The sequence below is a fragment of the Pelorhabdus rhamnosifermentans genome, from assembly GCF_018835585.1.
GTDB classification, from domain to species: domain Bacteria; phylum Bacillota; class Negativicutes; order UMGS1260; family UMGS1260; genus Pelorhabdus; species Pelorhabdus rhamnosifermentans.
The window spans coordinates 25,756-42,912 of sequence record NZ_JAHGVE010000031.1 but is presented as its reverse complement, the minus strand read 5'-3'; the positions used below and the strand labels follow the sequence as shown (position 1 = coordinate 42,912).

Below are 17,157 nucleotides of genomic sequence, written 5' to 3'. Positions count from 1 at the left end.
CATTATCCGAAAGTAGTCAAACCGGACCTGCTTCTCGCCATGACGCAAGAAGCATTAGATAAATACGCCCATGACCTACCGAACGAGGCCATGCTTGTCATTGATACAACCTTCGTCAAAGACATTCCAGAGAAATTTACGAATGTCTATCAGCTGCCCATTACAGAAAAGGCGAAAGAAGTCTTAGGTCGGTCTTTGTTTGCCAATATTATTGCCATTGGCGCCATTGTAGCGCTAACCAAAGCCGTCAGCAAAGAATCGGCCGTGAAGGCCGTACTGGCTCGGGTGCCAAAAGGGACAGAAGTTAAGAATGAACAGGCTTTTGAACTCGGTATGTCACTCGTTAAAGCGTAAAAATTACATGAGCAAGAATTTGTTGCAGGAGAATTCGAAAAAAATTTTCCTGCTTTTCATAATGGAAGTCTCAAATGTAAATTTGCGGAGTTTGGAAAGAATAGCGTCCCCACTATCACAGGGACGTTTTTTCTATTCTAATATCCTGTGCCGACATTGCAATGGGATAAATAATTTGCCAAAAGGTGGCACGGCACCAAGCACACCGTCACTAAATATACTTATAAGTAGAAACTTATTAATAAGGGAGTAGGTTCGTATAGTGGGCGAAAAGTTTCAATCACCTGAATTAAGATCGCAGTGGTTAAAGACGAAAAAAGGGGGCCTATCTATGAAATTTATTGACGTTTACGAAAATGATTATGGCAATGTAATTATTTTACCAATGTATGCAATTCTAAGGGTAGTCTTGGCGGAAAACCCAGCAACGGGATATCGTTGGCAGGTGGAAGATACAAGTAGTAGCTGTCTTGAAATGATTTCAAATGAATTTCTGGCGAAAAATGACCATGCTATTGGGGCTACAGGAATAGTAGTTTTCTACTTTAAACCAGTCAAACTGGGGCGGTGTAAGCTTTACCTTAAGCTCTGGCGCTTGTGGGAGGGAGATAAATCTATTGTTAAGAGGTTTCGAATAGCCGTATCTATAATCAGCGGATGAAATGTTGAAAAGATGGTGAGTAGCCAATAATCATAAAAACTCCGTAGAATAAAAGCAGAGCAACACAATTATGGTTTATAAAGTGTTTCCGTATTTCGGCGGAATTTTTTTATTAAATCAATCATAATCTCCCATCCTTTTCTTTATTATTAGGAAAAGGATTTTTTTTCAGTAGGAGGCTGGAGAGAGCTAAAAGGATTAAATTATTTACTAATAATTTATCAAAAAGGCCACATGGCCTTTTTAGTGGTAGCAGAAATCAGTAGAATAAGTATTACAATGAATATTCAGATAAGTTAAAATTTTATTATTAAAAAGTACATTTATGGAGAGAAGGAATTATCTATGAGTACACATCTTGCTGCCGAACAAGGCGAAATTTCTGAGCGTATTTTATTGCGGCGAAGCCGCAACTGCTGAGGAAAGACAGACATCGTTCAACGATATGATTGAAATCGCATTGGAAACGGCTATTCAGAACGATGATATATAACAATGAAAGATAATTAAATTATAAGGCGTAGAGAGGCTGGTACATCATGTATCTGCTCATTAATATTTTCGGAGTTTTAGTTTTTCTTGGTATCGCATTTTTGTTTTCGAAGAAGAAAAAGGAGATCAATTGGCGCTCAGTAGGGACGTTGATTGTTATCAATTTTGTCCTGGCTTGGTTTCTTACGCAGTTTCCAATCGGCAGGGAAATTGTGCAGGCAGCGGCGAGTGGCTTTACATGGCTCGCCGATGTAGCTTATATCGGTATAGCGTTTGCTCTGCCTAGCTGGGTGCATGTGCAAAATATGGACTTCGTAACTTCAGCTTTGCTTCCGATTCTGCTCGTTGTGCCAATGTTTGATATTCTTACATATATTGGCGTTTTACCATGGATTATCAAATGGATTGGCAGGGGACTGTCGTTTGTCAGCGGACAGCCGAAATTTGAATCCTTTTTTGCTGTGGAAATGATGTTTCTTGGCAATACGGAAGCGTTGGCAGTTTCGAGCCTGCAGCTCAGCCGGATGCGTGTTGAACGTGACCTGACGCTGGCGATGATGTCAATGAGCTGCATTACGGCGTCAATTGTTGGTGCCTATACGAAAATGATGCCGGGCGAATATATTCTCACAGCAATTCCGCTCAATATCATCAATGCTTTTATCGTCACGAATATCCTCAATCCGGTCAAGGTTGTGCCTGAAGAAGATACGATTGCCAAAATCGGTGCAAGTGCAGATAATGTTCGCAGGGAAAGAGAACCATTTTTCTCTTTCCTCGGCAATTCCATCCTTGGAGCGGGCAAGCTTATATTGATTATCGCGGCCAATGTCATTGCATTTGTAGCCCTTGCTGCACTTATTGATAAAATTCTCATGCTCGTCGATCCGTGGCTTACCCTTAGCCATATTTTAGGTGTCATCATGTTTCCGTTTGCTTGGCTCATGGGTCTGCCGATGACGGAAGCCTTTCAGTTTGCCCAGTATATGGGAACTAAGCTTGTCATGAATGAATTTGTCGTAATGATCGGGGTCGGTCCGATCATGGATACCTTCAGTCCTCATTTTCAGGCAATTCTTACGGTGTTTGTCACTTCATTTGCAAATTTTTCGACCCTTGGTATGATCATTGGTGCTTTCAAGGGTCTTGTAAGTGATGAGAAAAATGAAACCGTTGCCAAAAATGTTGGTTATCTGTTGCTCTCAGGCGTTTTGGTATCGTTTCTCTCGGCAGGCATTGTCGGCTTGTTTGTCTGGTAATACATGGATTCTCTAACTAAAAAAAGTAAGATGGCGGGTCTTTCGATCGCTAGGATTTGTAAAGCAGTCTGAGAGGTTATAATTTTAGAAACGAAAATCTATAGCACGGTGTTTTTTTTATTTAAGCTGTAGATGTTTATAGTCCATCGGGGTGCAGCCTTTTATTTTTTTAAAGGCGCGATTAAAGGTGGCAAGACTGTTAAAACCTGTGGCTTGTGCTGTATCAAGGATGGAAATATTGTGTGTAGTCAACAATTTTTCGGCTCTTTTTATGCGACGCTCATTTAAGTATTGGGGAAGGTTTTTTCCCGTCATTTCTTTAAAAATCCGTGAAAAGTAGTATTGGCTAAATCCGGCTGCAGCCGATACATCTTTGAGTGAAATATCATTTTGATAGTGATCTTCAATATATTGAAAAGCACTGGTTAATTTTTGGCTGGAATATAGTTTCTTAGTTTGGTTTTGAGCGGAGGCAGCAGCGGCCTTATCTATTAGGTTGCGGGATAAGAGCACTAAGATATCAAATATTCTGGCATTTAATGCTAAGATATAGGAGGGCGTTTTTTGATTGTATTCATTGACAAGTTTGATTAGCTCATCTTCAAGTTGATGATGTAAAAGCTCATCATTATCTGGAGAGATTAGTTTTGTTATCGATAAGAGCGGGGTTAATTTATTTAAATGTCCAAACACCTCCAGGGTGGCTATTTCAAATTGGATAAAATAGCGATTGCCTTTGACATGTGTATCAAAGTTATGAATTTCACCGCCAGGAATAAATAGAATATCTCGTTCCTTCATGATATATTCCTGGCCATTAACTAATGCAGCATAGTTGCCGTTAATGGGGTAAACAATTTCAGCTGCATGATGCCAATGGGCAGGAAATATAAAGTCGTCAGTTTGGTTTAATTCTAGACGGAAGGGAAATTCTTCTGTATAGATGTCTTTTTCCTGCAAATTCTCAATATACATATAAATCCTCCCCCTTATACCGTGCGTTCTCACAAACTAAAAAGCCTTAGATTTAGTGACCTCTCTTGAGGTCTTTTTATTTTACCTCGTGATTCCGAGGCTTGGAAAAAAGTTTATAATGGTCGATCAGCCGCTGAAAGAGTTGATAAACGTTTCATGGTTGATTACTAGATTGAACGGTACCGGGTTCGAAGCAATAAACAGTGATATTGGCGTAGTAATTCATTAAATAGCAACAATTGCATAATTTTACGCAATAAATGAGAAGATGTCATCAGCACAGTGTCCTATAATAAATATATATTTGATTTTTCAGAAGCTTTTAAACAATTAGTAGCTTATCCGACCATGCAACTAAATTATACCCAAGATTTGGGTAGTAAGCTAGTATATTTTTCTTAGGAGAGAGGTTTTATGATGCCTGCGTATAAAAATGAAGCATTGAGTTTTGTTGAGCGAGCACGGGATTTGGTTTCACGTATGACTTTAGAAGAAAAAGTGATGCAAATGGTATACAACTCAGCAGCCATTCCGCGTTTGGACATTCCGTCATATAATTGGTGGAATGAGGCTTTGCACGGTGTAGCAAGGGCAGGGGTGGCCACTATGTTTCCTCAGGCTATTGGTTTGGCGGCCACATTTGATGAGAATTTGCTGTATCAGGTTGCTGATGTTATTTCGACGGAAGCGCGTGCTAAATTCAATGAATTTCAAAGAAAAAATGATCATGGTATATATAAAGGGTTGACTTTTTGGTCGCCGAATATCAATATCTTTCGCGATCCGCGCTGGGGGCGCGGGCAAGAAACTTTTGGCGAAGACCCTTATTTGACAGGACGCCTGGGCGTGGCGTTTGTCAAAGGTCTGCAAGGAAATGATGAAAAGTATTTAAAAGTGGCAGCTTGTGCCAAGCATTTTGCTGTTTATAGTGGACCGGAAAGTCAACGACATAGTTTTGATGCCGTGGTTTCAGTTAAAGATTTGCGTGAAACCTATTTACCGGCTTTTAAAGAGTGCGTAAAGGAAGCTAAGGTTGAAGCGATTATGGGGGCTTATAACCGGACAAATGGCGAGCCTTGCTGTGGCAGCAAAATGCTGCTCCGCGAAACACTTCGGCAGGAGTGGGGATTTACCGGTCATGTTGTATCTGACTGCTGGGCCATTAAAGATTTTCATGAAAATCATAGGGTTACTAGTACGGCACCAGAGTCAGTTGCTTTGGCACTCTCGAATGGCTGTGATTTAAATTGCGGCAATATGTATCTTAATTTGCTGATTGCGCATCAAGAGGGGCTGATTACCGAAGCGGCTATTGATGAGGCGGTGGTTAGGCTGATGACAACCAGAATGAAGCTCGGATTATTTGATGATCCGGAGCATGTTTCCTATAATAAAATTCTTTATGAGAAAAATGATTGTCAAGAGCATCGAGAGTTTGCCGTAGAAACAGCCAAACAAACATTGGTGTTGCTAAAAAACCAGGAAAATCTGTTGCCACTTGATAGGAAAAAGCTAAATTCTCTTGCCGTTATTGGACCGAATGCCAATAGCAGGGAAGCACTGATTGGAAATTATTGCGGTACAGCTTCCAACTATGTTAGCATTTTGGAAGGCATACGGGCTGCCGTAAGCAAAGATACTACTGTTTATTATGCGCAAGGTTGTCATCTGTATAAGGATAAAGTAGAAGGTTTGGCTGAGCCTAAAGATCGGTTTGCTGAAGCCCTTGCTGCGGCAGAACGGGCAGATGCGGTGGTTCTGTGTTTGGGGCTGGATGCTAGCATTGAAGGAGAAGAAGGCGATGCTTCCAATGAATATGCTAGCAGCGACAAAATGAATTTAAATTTACCTGGACTCCAGCAAGAATTATTAGAAGCCGTTTATCAAACCAACAAACAGGTTATTTTGGTACTTTTATCAGGCAGCGCCTTGGCAATTACTTGGGCTGATCAGTATGTACCTGCTATTATTGAGGCTTGGTATCCGGGGGCCGAAGGCGGCAAGGCCGTAGCATCACTCTTATTTGGCGAGTTTAGTCCGTCAGGCCGTTTACCTGTAACTTTTTACCGTACCACTGAGGAATTGCCGGATTTTCATGATTATGCTATGAAAAACCGCACTTATCGATATATGGTAAATGATGCATTATATCCATTTGGTTTTGGCTTAAGTTATACTACCTTTACCTATGGCGATTTAAAAGTGCCTAGTCAGCATGCCATGGGTGAGAATATTGAATGCAGTATTACTGTGAAAAATACGGGAAGAGTTGGAGCGGCAGAAATAGTACAGTTATATATTACAGATATGGAGGCCAGCGTAGTTGTGCCCCGCTGGCAGTTAAGAAAAATCAAAAAGATTTTCTTGGTGCCAGGTGAAGAAAAAACGCTGTCGTTTGTATTATCGCCCCGTGATTTTTCCCTAATTGATAATGCTGGAAAGCGTTTAGTAGAGCCAGGTGTATTTGAAATCTATGTGGGTGGATGTCAGCCTGATAATAGGAGTCAAATGCTCACAAGGTGTGAAGTCCGCAAGGAAGTTGTTGAATTAGTCGGTCAACTTTTAGCATTGCCATACTAATCTTTGCTGAACAAGGAGAGCTTTTCTGCGGAGAAAGGACTGGAGGAATAAAAGTTGGATGAGGAATATCTGGTAATGAAAAAAATTGAAAAACGTTTTCCTGGGGTGTATGCCCTAAAGGGTGTAGAGCTGGAGGTACGCGCTGGGGAAGTACACGGCTTATTAGGTGAGAATGGTGCAGGGAAATCAACACTAATGAAAATCCTGGGCGGCATTTATGCGCAAGATCAGGGGGAAATAGTCATTAATGAGGTAGAGTGCGGTGTAATGACCCCAAAAAAAGCGCAAGAAATGGGTGTAGGCTTTGTACATCAGGAGCTCAATTTAGCAGAAGCCTTGACAGTAGCAGAAAATATTTACATGGGGAGACTGCCTTATAAGAATAAAAATTGGGGCATTATTGATTATAAAAAACTCTATAGTGATACAGAAAACATTTTGAAAAAATTGAGCGCGAAAGCCAAGCCTACTGATATTGTAGGTGAACTGCCAACAGCACAAAAACAATTGCTGGAAATTGGTCGCGCCATTAGTCTGGATGCAAAGATTCTTATATTTGATGAACCCACCACTTCCTTGGGTAGTGAAGATGTGGCGGCGTTATTTAAAGTCATCCAGACGCTTCAGCAAGAGGGCGTAGCAGTTATCTATATATCACACCGTTTGAAAGAAATATTTGAAATATGTGATAGGGCTACAGTCTTGCGTGATGGAAAATGTATTGGTACGGTAGAAGTGTCCAATGTTTCCCAGAAGCAATTGATTACCATGATGGTAGGACGCGATATTACCGAATTGTTTCCCAAAGAATCTGGTGTAGTGGGTGAGGTGCTGCTGGAGGTTGGTGAACTATCCGATTACGCTGGCAAGGTAAATAATGTAAAATTTTGTATAAGAAGAGGAGAAATTGTTGGATTTGCTGGTTTGGTAGGCTCGGGGCGTACTGAGATCATGCGGCTCTTATTTGGCGCAGATCGACTGTGTAGCGGGAAAATTAAGGTAAAAGGGATACCTGTTAACATTAAGACACCTCGTGATGCAATCAAGCAGGGGATTTGCTTATTGACTGAGGATCGAAAACGCCAGGGGTTATCGCTTGGCATGTCCGTATCAGATAATATTAATATTACTAATATCAAACAATTTATTTTGAATCATAAACAGTTGCGCGATACAGCCGAACAGTTTGCAAATAGTCTTAGAATTAAGACGGATTCGGTAGATACTTTGGTTGGTAATTTGTCTGGGGGCAATCAACAGAAAGTAGTACTGGCCAAATGGCTCAATACTAATTCAGAGATTTTTATTTTTGATGAACCAACCAAAGGAATTGACGTGGGGGCTAAAACTGAAATTTATCAGATTATGAATGGTTTGGTTAAAGAAAATAAGGCGGTTATAATGATTTCTTCAGAACTTCCTGAACTGTTAGGAATGTCGGATCGAATTTATGTTATGTGTGAAGGGCGTTTAACAGGGGAAGTCTCACACCAAGAAGCAACACAAGAGCGCATTATGGCACTTGCTACGATGGGAGGAAGCTGCTATGGACACAAAGCCCAATGAAGAACGTTTACTTACAGGTAAAGGCGTTAATGTTAAGGAAGTTATATTGAAGTATTCAGTATATATCGTACTGGCGTGTTTAGTTGTTATTTTTTCGATTATTAGTCCGACGTTTTTAAGTCAAGCTAATATTGGTAATTTTTTTCGCCAGATTCCAACAGTAGGGATTGTTACTGCAGGGATTACCATGCTAATTATTACCGGCAAAGTGGATTTGTCAGCAGGGAGTATTGCGGCGTTTGCCGGTACGGCGGCAGCCTTTTTGGCAATTAAAGGATTTTCTGCACCGGTAGTTATTGGAGTGGCGGTGTTGTTCGGGGCAGCTTTTGGTTTTATTAACGGATTTTTAATAACCAAGTTTGCTCTCGATTCATTTATTTTGACATTAGGTACGGACTATATGATTCGCGGCATGATTTTATTTTTTACTAATGGAATCTATGTCAAAGGCGTGCCGGAATGGTTCTATAATCTTTCGAATACCAAGGTAGGGTCTGACTTTATTTTTACTAATACGCTGGTGTTTATAGTGGTTGTCATCTTGCTGGGGTATGTCATGCAAAATACCCGCTTTGGACGCTATTGCTATGCTGTAGGTTCTAATCCAGAGGCGGCACGCTTATCGGGGATTAATATAAATATGCACTTGATAAAAGCGTTTATCATCGAGGGGATTCTGGCTGCTGTGGCTGGGGTATTGTTAATGTCTAATTTAAATGTAGGTGCACCTAGTGAAGCCACAGGAGTTGGCTTATTTGCTTTGGCTGCGGCTATTATTGGTGGAGCTGCGTTTAGCGGCGGTGTCGGCAGTATGGCAGGTGCTGTAGTTGGTATTTTTACCTTGGAAGTCTTTCGGAATGGACTGGCTATTTTGGGGTTAAATTCTTTTATTCAACAGGCTGTTACAGGTGGAATCATCATTGTAGCGGTAGTGATTGACTATTATCGCCGTACAAGATAGCCATTAAACGCTGATGTTATTTTATTTCGAAAGGGAGGGTAGAGCTTTTTATTGAATTTTGTGAGAAAATACACAAAAAAATAGGGGGGGTACATATGAAAAAGTGGACAATAGCTTTATTAGGCATAGTTATGTTGAGTGCTGCGTTAACCGGATGTTCTAACTCGAGTCCTACAGCAGGCAATTCAGCTAAGGAGGCTGGACAAAAAACCATATATTTTATACCTATTGTAGATACGGGAGCGTATTGGTCGCCGATGAAAAAGGCGGCTGAAGAGCGTGCCAAAGAACTAGGGTATAATTTGGTATTCAAAACTTCACCACCTAGTGAATCACAAAAAAATGAAAAGCATATTGGCTTTTTGCAAGAAGCTGTCTTAAATAAAGCATTAGGCGTAGCTATTGCGCCGATGGATCCCGATATGTTTGATCGTAAAGTAAAAGAGGCCAAGGATGCGGGGTTAAAGATTGTTACTTTTGATGCTGACGTTAAAAGTAAAGATAATCGTGTTGCTTATGTGGGAACAGATAATAAATTAGCTGGCGAAGAACTTGGCAGAAGAGCTGCCGAATATTTGAAAAATAAAGGCATTACTAGTGGGAAAATTGCTTTAGCAGCGACTAATCTTACTCAAACTACTATGACTTATCGGCAAGAAGGCATTAAAAAAGGATTTGCCAGTGTAATGGGGGCTGTAGACAGCAACTTTACTTGGTTAGAACCCATTCAGGATAACGATCAGTCGTCTGAATCAAAAAGACAGTTAGAAAGTCAAATTACTTCCAATCCAGATATGGTAGCCGTATTCTCACTAGGTTCTGAAGGTCCTGATACAGGCGTTATGGAAGCCATTAAGTCTCAAGGCATGGCTGGAAAAATTTATCACTTTGGTTTTGATTATACCCCGACATGGGAAAATGGTATCGAAGAAGGTTTAATTACTGGGATTGTTGACCAAGATTCCTATGCAATAGGCAAAATGGTTATTGATGTACTAGATAAAGCTATTAAAGGTGAAAGCGTACAAGAAAATTATCCTGTGCCAGTAAAATGGGTAGATGCACAGCAAATTGTTGAATATGGGAAAGAAAAACAAAAACAGTTTACTACTGAGACCAAGTAGATGTTTTAAGGTACGCGTCTTTTGTAGGTAGCAGCGGCTTCTTCTTCCGCCGATATGATCACTGCGTTATCAGTGGCTACCTCGTTAAAAGGCGAATTTAATTATGATTTTTCTACAACCTGAAAGAGGCTGTTGCATTAGCGAAAATATTCGTTGGCAGCAGCCCCTACTTTTTGATGACTGATTCAGCAGATTTTTGCACATATAAAAAATGAGTACACGAAATAAAGAGGAACAGATTCCCTCTAAAATCAGTATTCATTTTTTTTGTTTGTTAAGCTACTTTTAACGGATGAAGGTATTCTCCATAGTGCCCGTTCTGGCTTTTTACTCGCCGGATTCCATCTCTTGTAATTTCCTTTCCATTCGCACAGAGATAACTGTTACTCATCTCATCGGATGGCATATTTTCCCTACGGCCAATGTCTTTCTTATATTTGCGCGTCTTACTTTGTTCATAATTGGATGGCTTGATATAACCTGCTTGTTCGTGACTTTCCAGGTAAAGATAATTTTCCTCGCTTTCATAACCGGAATCTGCAACCACCTTATTATACTGGTACGGAAAGAAGGTTTTCTGTTCGTCCAAAAAAGGGATAAGTGTTGTTGTATCGGTCGGCTGTGGTCCAGTCGTAATCCAGACAACATATTCTGCATCGACGCCAAACTGGATATTGTAGGCTGGCTTCAGCTGTCCGTTCTTCATCGCATCTTCCTTCATCCGCATGAAAGTTGCATCATGATCAGTCTTAGAAAAGCTGTTGCGTTTGCCCGCGATATGCAGGTATTTCGTATATTTCTTTAACCGACGAATGACCTCATCTACCTGTTCAAGCATGCGCTGATTTGAGATTTTCGCTTGTCGATACCATGAACAAAGACGTAAAATGGCGAAAGGAGTAGCTATCGACAGCACCGTTTTTCAGAAATAATGATACTGACTGGAGCGGGAAGCTAAAAAGTGAATTGATAAGTATCATACAAATATTTATTATTGTCAGTATCTAGACAGTATTCATTAGCTGTAATCGTGTTTTTATCACTATCTACAGTGAAAATGATATAACCTGGCCGATTGTCTTCGCGGGACACCGAAGTTGTAGGAAAGAGATTTGTCAAGTTTTTATCGGCAGTTTCAGGATTGTAACTTAGAGCCGATCCCAGATTTCCTGCGCCAATTTGTTCTACCCCCTTTACATTGCCGCGAAAATAAACATGTTTGTGACCAGAAATATAAGCTGTTACATTATTTTTTACCAACAGATCCCAAAATTGATCACGCAAAGCAGGCTGATCATATAGGTTAAAATGCCGTTTCTTTTCATTAGTAGGAGAATAAGCAGGACTATGGCCCATGACAAAAATGTGATCGACTCCCTGCTTATTTTCCAGTTCAGTTTTTAGCCAATCCATGGGGAGAGTAGCATCTTTATTTGTGGCATGCACATATTGGTCAACCATTATAAACTTTACTTTATTGTGCACAAAACTATAGGAAAGGCCCTTAGCATCGGCTGGGCCATTTTGAGGCATTCGATTTGCAAATTTCTCTAAATATACTTTCTGGAGGTCTGCTTCCTCATTAGCGGCACCGTAATCATGATTACCTCGAATTACAAATAATGGAACATTTGCGTTTTTCAGAGGTTCTACAGCTTTTTGAAACGCTGCATATTGAACAGCATATTTTTTATAAACCGGAGAAGTCGGCTCAGTTAATGCACCTACAATTAAATCGCCAGTTTCCATTACCATGTCTGGTTTTTCTTCTACAATATCATTGATAATGGGTGCGAGATAGGGTGTGACACCTGTTGTTGTATGTGTTTTGTCGTTATCATGGGTATCGCTAATGACTGCAAATTTCCAGGTTTGGGCATGCGTGATGTTCAGCATTCCGGTCATGCCCAATAGGATTATCATAGGTATTATAAATAGCTTCATCTTATTAAATTTCATCATTATTTCTCCTCGTTTCATTTTTTTTATTAATCCTCCAAAGAGACGGTATATATAATTATATCAAATTAATGGAAATCTCACTGAATATTTGACTTTTTCAGTGGTTTCGAACCGTCCCTGTGTCATGTTACTTAACGCTTAAAAGTTTAGATATTCTCCAGGCGACAATGAGTACAAGTGGCTATAGTTTTCCTGGGATAGTTTGGCGCAAATTAAATCAGTTGTCGGTTTATTTGTATGAACCAAAACGGTCTGACGACTGGGAAGCTGGTTGAGCATTTGCCGCAGGTCCGATAATCCCTGATGGACTTTATAAGAAATTAATTGGGCGGTACCTTGCAGATTGCCGGGGGACAACAGCTGCTGTCCTTGGCTGCCCGCCGGTAAGTGTCCGGTAAAAACAACACAGTTGTTCGGATGGCTTTCCAATTGTTGGTAGTACCAGCGGGCTGTAGCGGTTTGCAGCATGCCGTCGTCAGTCAAAATGATGCCGTTTTGTCCGTCTGATAATAATTGTTCGCGTTGTTGGTGAATTTTTATTATCCTAAGCTGAGGATTATTTAGCACGGAGTTTATGGTGGCGGCAGCACCCGGACGGAGCCAATGCGGCCATTGCAGCAGTTGTTTTAGATTATCAGCGATTGTTTCCTCGACTAACAGCCGAGTATTCGGAAAGGTCTCCATTGCCCATACAAGTAAATCCTGTCCACGGCCAACGACTGGGACGGGGAGTAGCAGCCAACCGTTTTGTGTCAGAACTCTTTGCGCCGTATTCGTCAAATGGTTTAGCTTAATTAATTGATTTTCCGTATCAAGACCATGGGCCGCTTCGATGATTGCTAAATCCAGTTCCTGTTTTTTAGACTGAACTTGTGCTAAGTCTTTTCTTATTATGGCGGGAAGCCAATCGGAAGAGAGCAGACGTCCTTCGGTAGTGAAATCACCGGAAAAGAAGATGAATTTACCATTGAGATCTAGTATGAGCCAGATTGAGCCGATGATGTGTCCGCTTTTGCCCCAGTAGATGCGTAAGCCTGGTGACAGTTCTATCCACTGGCCTGGAGCAGCAATATCTTCCAGGCAGGCGTACTGAATTTTTTCCATGTGCCGACTGCTGTACGGGAGGTTGCCTGATTGTCTGTCAACATATTTTTTCCAGGCAGAAAAGTAGTATGGTAACTTTTGCATAGTAGCCCGGGTAGTCCATACTTTTCCTTGATAACCCAGTTTGTAGAGCAGGGGGATGGCCATGGAATGATCCTCGTGGGAATGGGATAGAAAGACTGCATTCAGAGTGGGAATATGATTTGTCGGCAGCAAGGGGTATTCGCCTTGACCGACTTTTTTTGCCCCACAGTCCAGGAGAACCTTCATAGATCCATTTTGCAGAAAATAACAGGAACGTCCGTGTTCGCCAGCGCCACCCCAGATGGCTAATTTGGCGTTAAGTTCTACCTGTTTATCCATTTTGCTTCCTTGCGGGATGGAATTGGTTGACAGCCAGCAGCAGGATGGTAGTTAGACCGACAGATACTACGGCCATCGCCATGCCTAGGGCGACATTTCCTTGTTCGAATTGAGAAAATATAAATGTTGCGGATGTTTCCATGTCTGGGGGCAAAATCAGCAAAGAGGCGACAAGTTCCCGGATGGAAATGGTAAAGGTCATCATCCAACCAGCAAGGATACCGGGGACAAGAAGGGGTAAAAGGATTCGTCGCAAAATATACACGGGTGTTCCGCCACAAACCTGTCCCGCCTGAAATAAGGACAGATTTAACTGGCTATAGTTGGTCTTTACATACTGAACGGTATAGGGCAGGAAGAGAACGGCATAGGTAAGGACGACCATCCCATAGGTGTTATATAGCGGGATGGGCATTGACGGAGAATTCCAGAACAGAATAAATCCTACGACAAGGACAATCCCCGGTACGGCGTTGGGTAACAAGCTAAGTAAGTCAATGATTCGCTGCAGTCTGGTTTTGGAATTTCCAATCAACAAAGCGCAATAGGTTCCTAATATCACTGAAATGGTTGCGGCGACTATGGATAACCCTAAACTGTTCATTAAAGCATTCATACTGTTTGAACCCCAAGTCAAAAGAGCAATGTAGTACTGAAAAGTGATGTTATTCCACGCCAGACCCACTCCCCTGAGCTTCATCAACGATGCCGACAAGATGGAAAAGTAGGGAATGCCGATGGAAACACCCAGCAGACCGCCGATGTATAGCCAAGCAAAGAGGCGCTGTCCGTTTTTCAAGACGGATATTCTCCGGAACGAATCTCTGCCACCGATCAACGGATAGGAAAAGCGCTGACAGATCAAGGATTGAATATACCACAGTATCAGGCAGGCGCTAAGCAGAACAGATGCCAGTGCCGTTGCTTTGCCAAAATCAATGGGCCAGTGAGAAATATATTGATGGATCTCCGATGTCATTACAAAATAGCCGATTTTTCGACCAAAGGTAGCCGGTGTGCCAAATTCGGCAATGGTTTTTACAAACACGAGCAGCGCACCCATGGCGTAGCCGGACAATGCCAGCGGGATGACAATACGCCGAAAATTATAGAGGAAGCTGCCGCCGTGAACAATGGCGGCAGCTTCCTTATTGCCACTGATCTGGACAAATATATTACGTAAGATAAGGTATAAAAATGGATATAAATGTAGACTCATGATAGCGACCATACCGCCAAAGCTGAAGAAAAACGTTGTGACAATTTTGGCGGCAGGAACAAGTTGTTCCAGATAACCGTTACGCTGCATGAACAGAATCCAGCCCATGGAGCCGATGTAAGGGGGCGTCATAAAAGGAATCATCAGCACAATATCCAGTCCGTTGTGACGGCATAGATCTGTTTTAGCAAAAATCCAGGCCAGTGGCACAGCCAGTACTGTTGTTGTCAGCATAACGCAAAAGCCCAGCCATATTGTGTGCCAAAATACTTCACTCAGATTGCTTTCCGAAAGGGTACGCAGCGGTGCCAGCAAGTTCAGCGTTTGATTCGGATAGATGCTGGTGAAAAAAATACAAAAGAGCGGGATGGCTATTAAAATGATGAGCAGCAGTAATGCCAAGAACATCCCCAGCTTTTTATAATCCATTACAATCATCTGTTGCATCAAGATTCGGCTCTACTCAAAGATTTGGGTAAACTTTTTGATTGCGGCGTTGCCGTTGGTATTCATCCATGCCCAGTCTACCTTGAGCAGCGGGATTTGATCGGCGCTGGCCCGATCCTTGGCTTTGATATCGTTGCGTCCTGGCAACAGGTAGGTATCAGCAACCATTTTTTGTACTTCGTCTGACAACAGATAGTCGATAAAGGCTTTGGCGTTATCGACGTTTTTACTTGTCTTCATGATGGCAGCCGGTCGCGGGCTGATGACAGTACCGCTTGACGGATATAGCATATCAATCGGTTCTCCTTTGGCTTTTGCCTGATAAGTCATATAATCAACACCGGCCACTACAACGCTTTTCGCGCCGGTTATCACCGGGTCAAGTGCTTCTTGATTGGCACCGGCTAGGGTTACATCGTTCTGTTTGAATTGCTCGAACAACTGCCATCCGCTTTCGCCCTTATTACTCAAGTATCCGGTGATGAAATCCAGTGCTGATCCTGATTGTGCGGGATCAGGAATGGTCACTTTTCCCTGCCACTCGGGGTTGGTCAGGTCGCTCCAGTCTTTTGGCGGTTTTGTGACAAGCTTGGTATTGTAGACGATACCAAGGGCCGAAGCGCTGTAAGCAAAAAAATTGCCATCTTTATCAGACCAATCGCTTATTAATTTATCGGCGTTTTTGGCAGTTTTATATTCTAAAGTCTGTCCGCTATTTTTTAAGCCTTGGGCGGCAGGCAGTGAGGCCAGAACAACTACATCTACCACTGGGTTAGTTTTTTCAGCTTCCATCCGGGACAGTATTTTTCCTGTCGTTCCCTGGAACATCTCTACTTTTACACCTGTTTTGGCTTCAAATCCTTTTTGAATTTTTTCAGCCAGCTTTTTCGGACCTGCGCTGTAAACTACCAGTTTTCCACTGGATTGTGTTTGTGCGGCAGGTGCGTTTTCGGTTTTTGTTGATGGGCTGCAGCCAGCCAGGGTAGTGCCTGCAAAGACTATCAGCAGCAGCAATGTACACGACTTGATAAAACCTCTTATTTTCATTGATGATCCTCCTTGTATGTTGGGATGTGTTGGATGTCCTGTGGTGAGACAAAGACAGGTACTTTGTCGCCGACCGTCATACGCTTGTTGCGGTAAGCTGTCCAAATGTGTTTATTTGTCATAGACAAGTAAATCTCATAGCGGTCACCCAAGTAGCTTACTCGCTCTACGGTTCCTTCGTAAGTATGGCAACATGCATTGGGTTCCCATTGAATGTGTTCGGGTCGAAAAACTGTCTTATTTTCTTCCAGCCAGTTGGATTTGCCTATGAAGCTGGCGACAAAAGGATGGTTGGGGTGTTGATAAATATTTTCCGGTTTGCCTACTTGAAGAATTTGCCCGTCATTCATCACGGCAATTTCATCAGACATGGACATCGCTTCTGTTTGGTCATGTGTGACATATAAAGCGGTAAAACCGGTGTTATGAACCAAATTCATTAATTCATAACGCATTTCTTCCCGCAGGACGGCATCCAGTGCGCTCAATGGTTCGTCAAACAGGATCAGCTGTGGTTTGGTTACGATGGCGCGGGCAAAAGCCACCCGCTGTTGCTGCCCCCCGGACAGTTGATGCGGATAGCGCTTTTCCATGCCTTGCAGCCGCACGATGTCCACTGCCTGTTGTACGCGCTGTTTTAAGTGAGTTGTCTCACCTCTGGCCCGCAAACCAAAGGCGATATTTTCAAACACGGTCATATGCGGCCAAAGGGAAAAATCCTGGAAGACCATGCCGAAGTTTCTGCGGTTGGCACTTTTATTGATGTGATTGCTGAAAGAATAAATGCACTCGCTATCTACGTAAAATTCTCCGGCATCCGGTGTCTCGAGTCCGGCAATCAGGCGCAGCAAGGTGGTTTTTCCGCAACCGGATGGGCCAAGCAGCGTCAGAAAATGTCCCTGCTTGATGGCCAGGCAGGTAGGCTTGAGTGCTTGTACCGGACCAAATGATTTTCTTATATTGCATATTTCCAGATCCATGATTGATTCAACCTTCCTGTAGAAACTTACTACTATCAGTATATCTGGATAACCGGAATGATT

14 protein-coding genes and 1 pseudogene are annotated in these 17,157 nt (G+C 42.2%); 8 read left to right on the top strand and 7 right to left on the bottom strand.

All coding sequences use genetic code 11. The annotated features are described in order from the left end of the window. The 4 genes and pseudogenes from Ga0466249_RS22765 to Ga0466249_RS22755 all read left to right on the top strand — a co-directional run. A partial coding sequence (locus tag Ga0466249_RS22765) for a 2-oxoacid:acceptor oxidoreductase family protein (RefSeq protein ID WP_215831794.1) occupies window positions 1-354 on the top strand: 354 nt, incomplete at its 5' end. Window positions 355-685: 331 nt separating this feature from the next. Then, entirely contained in the window at window positions 686-1,015 is a 330-nt protein-coding gene (locus tag Ga0466249_RS22760) for a protease inhibitor I42 family protein (RefSeq protein WP_215831793.1), read from the top strand. Between the two features lie 400 nt (window positions 1,016-1,415). Next, window positions 1,416-1,508 (top strand): annotated as a pseudogene (locus Ga0466249_RS26810) (purine-nucleoside phosphorylase); the annotation flags it as partial. 46 nt (window positions 1,509-1,554) lie between these two features. Continuing rightward, the gene (locus tag Ga0466249_RS22755; protein WP_215831792.1) at window positions 1,555-2,766 is read left to right on the top strand and encodes a NupC/NupG family nucleoside CNT transporter; all 1,212 of its coding nucleotides are present in this window, start codon (window positions 1,555-1,557) and stop codon (window positions 2,764-2,766) included. Between the two features lie 117 nt (window positions 2,767-2,883). On the opposite strand, the gene Ga0466249_RS22750 is transcribed toward Ga0466249_RS22755, so the two are convergent. Then, complete coding sequence (locus Ga0466249_RS22750) at window positions 2,884-3,741, bottom strand: helix-turn-helix transcriptional regulator (RefSeq protein WP_215831791.1); 858 nt, start codon at window positions 3,739-3,741, stop codon at window positions 2,884-2,886. Between the two features lie 414 nt (window positions 3,742-4,155). Here Ga0466249_RS22750 and Ga0466249_RS22745 point away from each other — a divergent pair, with 414 nt between their 5' ends. The 4 genes from Ga0466249_RS22745 (at window position 4,156) to Ga0466249_RS22730 (ending at window position 9,972) form a co-directional block, all read left to right on the top strand. Then, the gene (locus Ga0466249_RS22745) at window positions 4,156-6,321 is read left to right on the top strand and encodes a glycoside hydrolase family 3 C-terminal domain-containing protein (protein ID WP_215831790.1); all 2,166 of its coding nucleotides are present in this window, start codon (window positions 4,156-4,158) and stop codon (window positions 6,319-6,321) included. Between the two features lie 54 nt (window positions 6,322-6,375). Next, on the top strand, window positions 6,376-7,887 hold the full coding sequence (locus Ga0466249_RS22740) for a sugar ABC transporter ATP-binding protein (protein WP_246588981.1): 1,512 nt from the start codon (window positions 6,376-6,378) through the stop codon (window positions 7,885-7,887). Further along, window positions 7,868-8,848 (top strand): ABC transporter permease, encoded by a 981-nt coding sequence (locus Ga0466249_RS22735; protein WP_215831789.1) that lies wholly within the window; start codon window positions 7,868-7,870, stop codon window positions 8,846-8,848. The genes Ga0466249_RS22740 and Ga0466249_RS22735 overlap by 20 nt, the downstream gene beginning before the upstream one ends. Window positions 8,849-8,943: 95 nt before the next feature. Next, window positions 8,944-9,972 carry a sugar ABC transporter substrate-binding protein gene (locus Ga0466249_RS22730; RefSeq protein ID WP_215831788.1) on the top strand — a complete coding sequence of 343 codons (1,029 nt, stop codon included), beginning with the start codon at window positions 8,944-8,946 and terminating at the stop codon, window positions 9,970-9,972. A 274-nt stretch (window positions 9,973-10,246) separates the two neighbouring features. Here Ga0466249_RS22730 and Ga0466249_RS22725 read toward each other — a convergent pair whose 3' ends face one another. The 6 genes from Ga0466249_RS22725 to Ga0466249_RS22700 form a co-directional block, all read right to left on the bottom strand. Further along, window positions 10,247-10,888, bottom strand: a complete 642-nt coding sequence (locus Ga0466249_RS22725; protein WP_215831787.1) for a transposase — start codon at window positions 10,886-10,888, stop codon at window positions 10,247-10,249. Window positions 10,889-10,926: 38 nt separating this feature from the next. Then, a complete protein-coding gene (locus Ga0466249_RS22720) occupies window positions 10,927-11,934 on the bottom strand; it encodes a metallophosphoesterase family protein (protein ID WP_215831786.1) in 1,008 nt (335 codons plus the stop codon). 138 nt (window positions 11,935-12,072) lie between these two features. After that, the gene (locus tag Ga0466249_RS22715; protein WP_215831785.1) at window positions 12,073-13,401 is read right to left on the bottom strand and encodes an MBL fold metallo-hydrolase; all 1,329 of its coding nucleotides are present in this window, start codon (window positions 13,399-13,401) and stop codon (window positions 12,073-12,075) included. Beyond that, window positions 13,394-15,067 (bottom strand): ABC transporter permease, encoded by a 1,674-nt coding sequence (locus Ga0466249_RS22710; protein WP_215831784.1) that lies wholly within the window; start codon window positions 15,065-15,067, stop codon window positions 13,394-13,396. The genes Ga0466249_RS22715 and Ga0466249_RS22710 overlap by 8 nt, the downstream gene beginning before the upstream one ends. Before the next feature lie 12 nt (window positions 15,068-15,079). Continuing rightward, the gene (locus tag Ga0466249_RS22705) at window positions 15,080-16,114 is read right to left on the bottom strand and encodes an ABC transporter substrate-binding protein (protein ID WP_215831783.1); all 1,035 of its coding nucleotides are present in this window, start codon (window positions 16,112-16,114) and stop codon (window positions 15,080-15,082) included. Next, a complete protein-coding gene (locus Ga0466249_RS22700) occupies window positions 16,111-17,094 on the bottom strand; it encodes an ABC transporter ATP-binding protein (protein WP_215831782.1) in 984 nt (327 codons plus the stop codon). The genes Ga0466249_RS22705 and Ga0466249_RS22700 overlap by 4 nt, the downstream gene beginning before the upstream one ends. Window positions 17,095-17,157 lie beyond the last annotated feature (63 nt).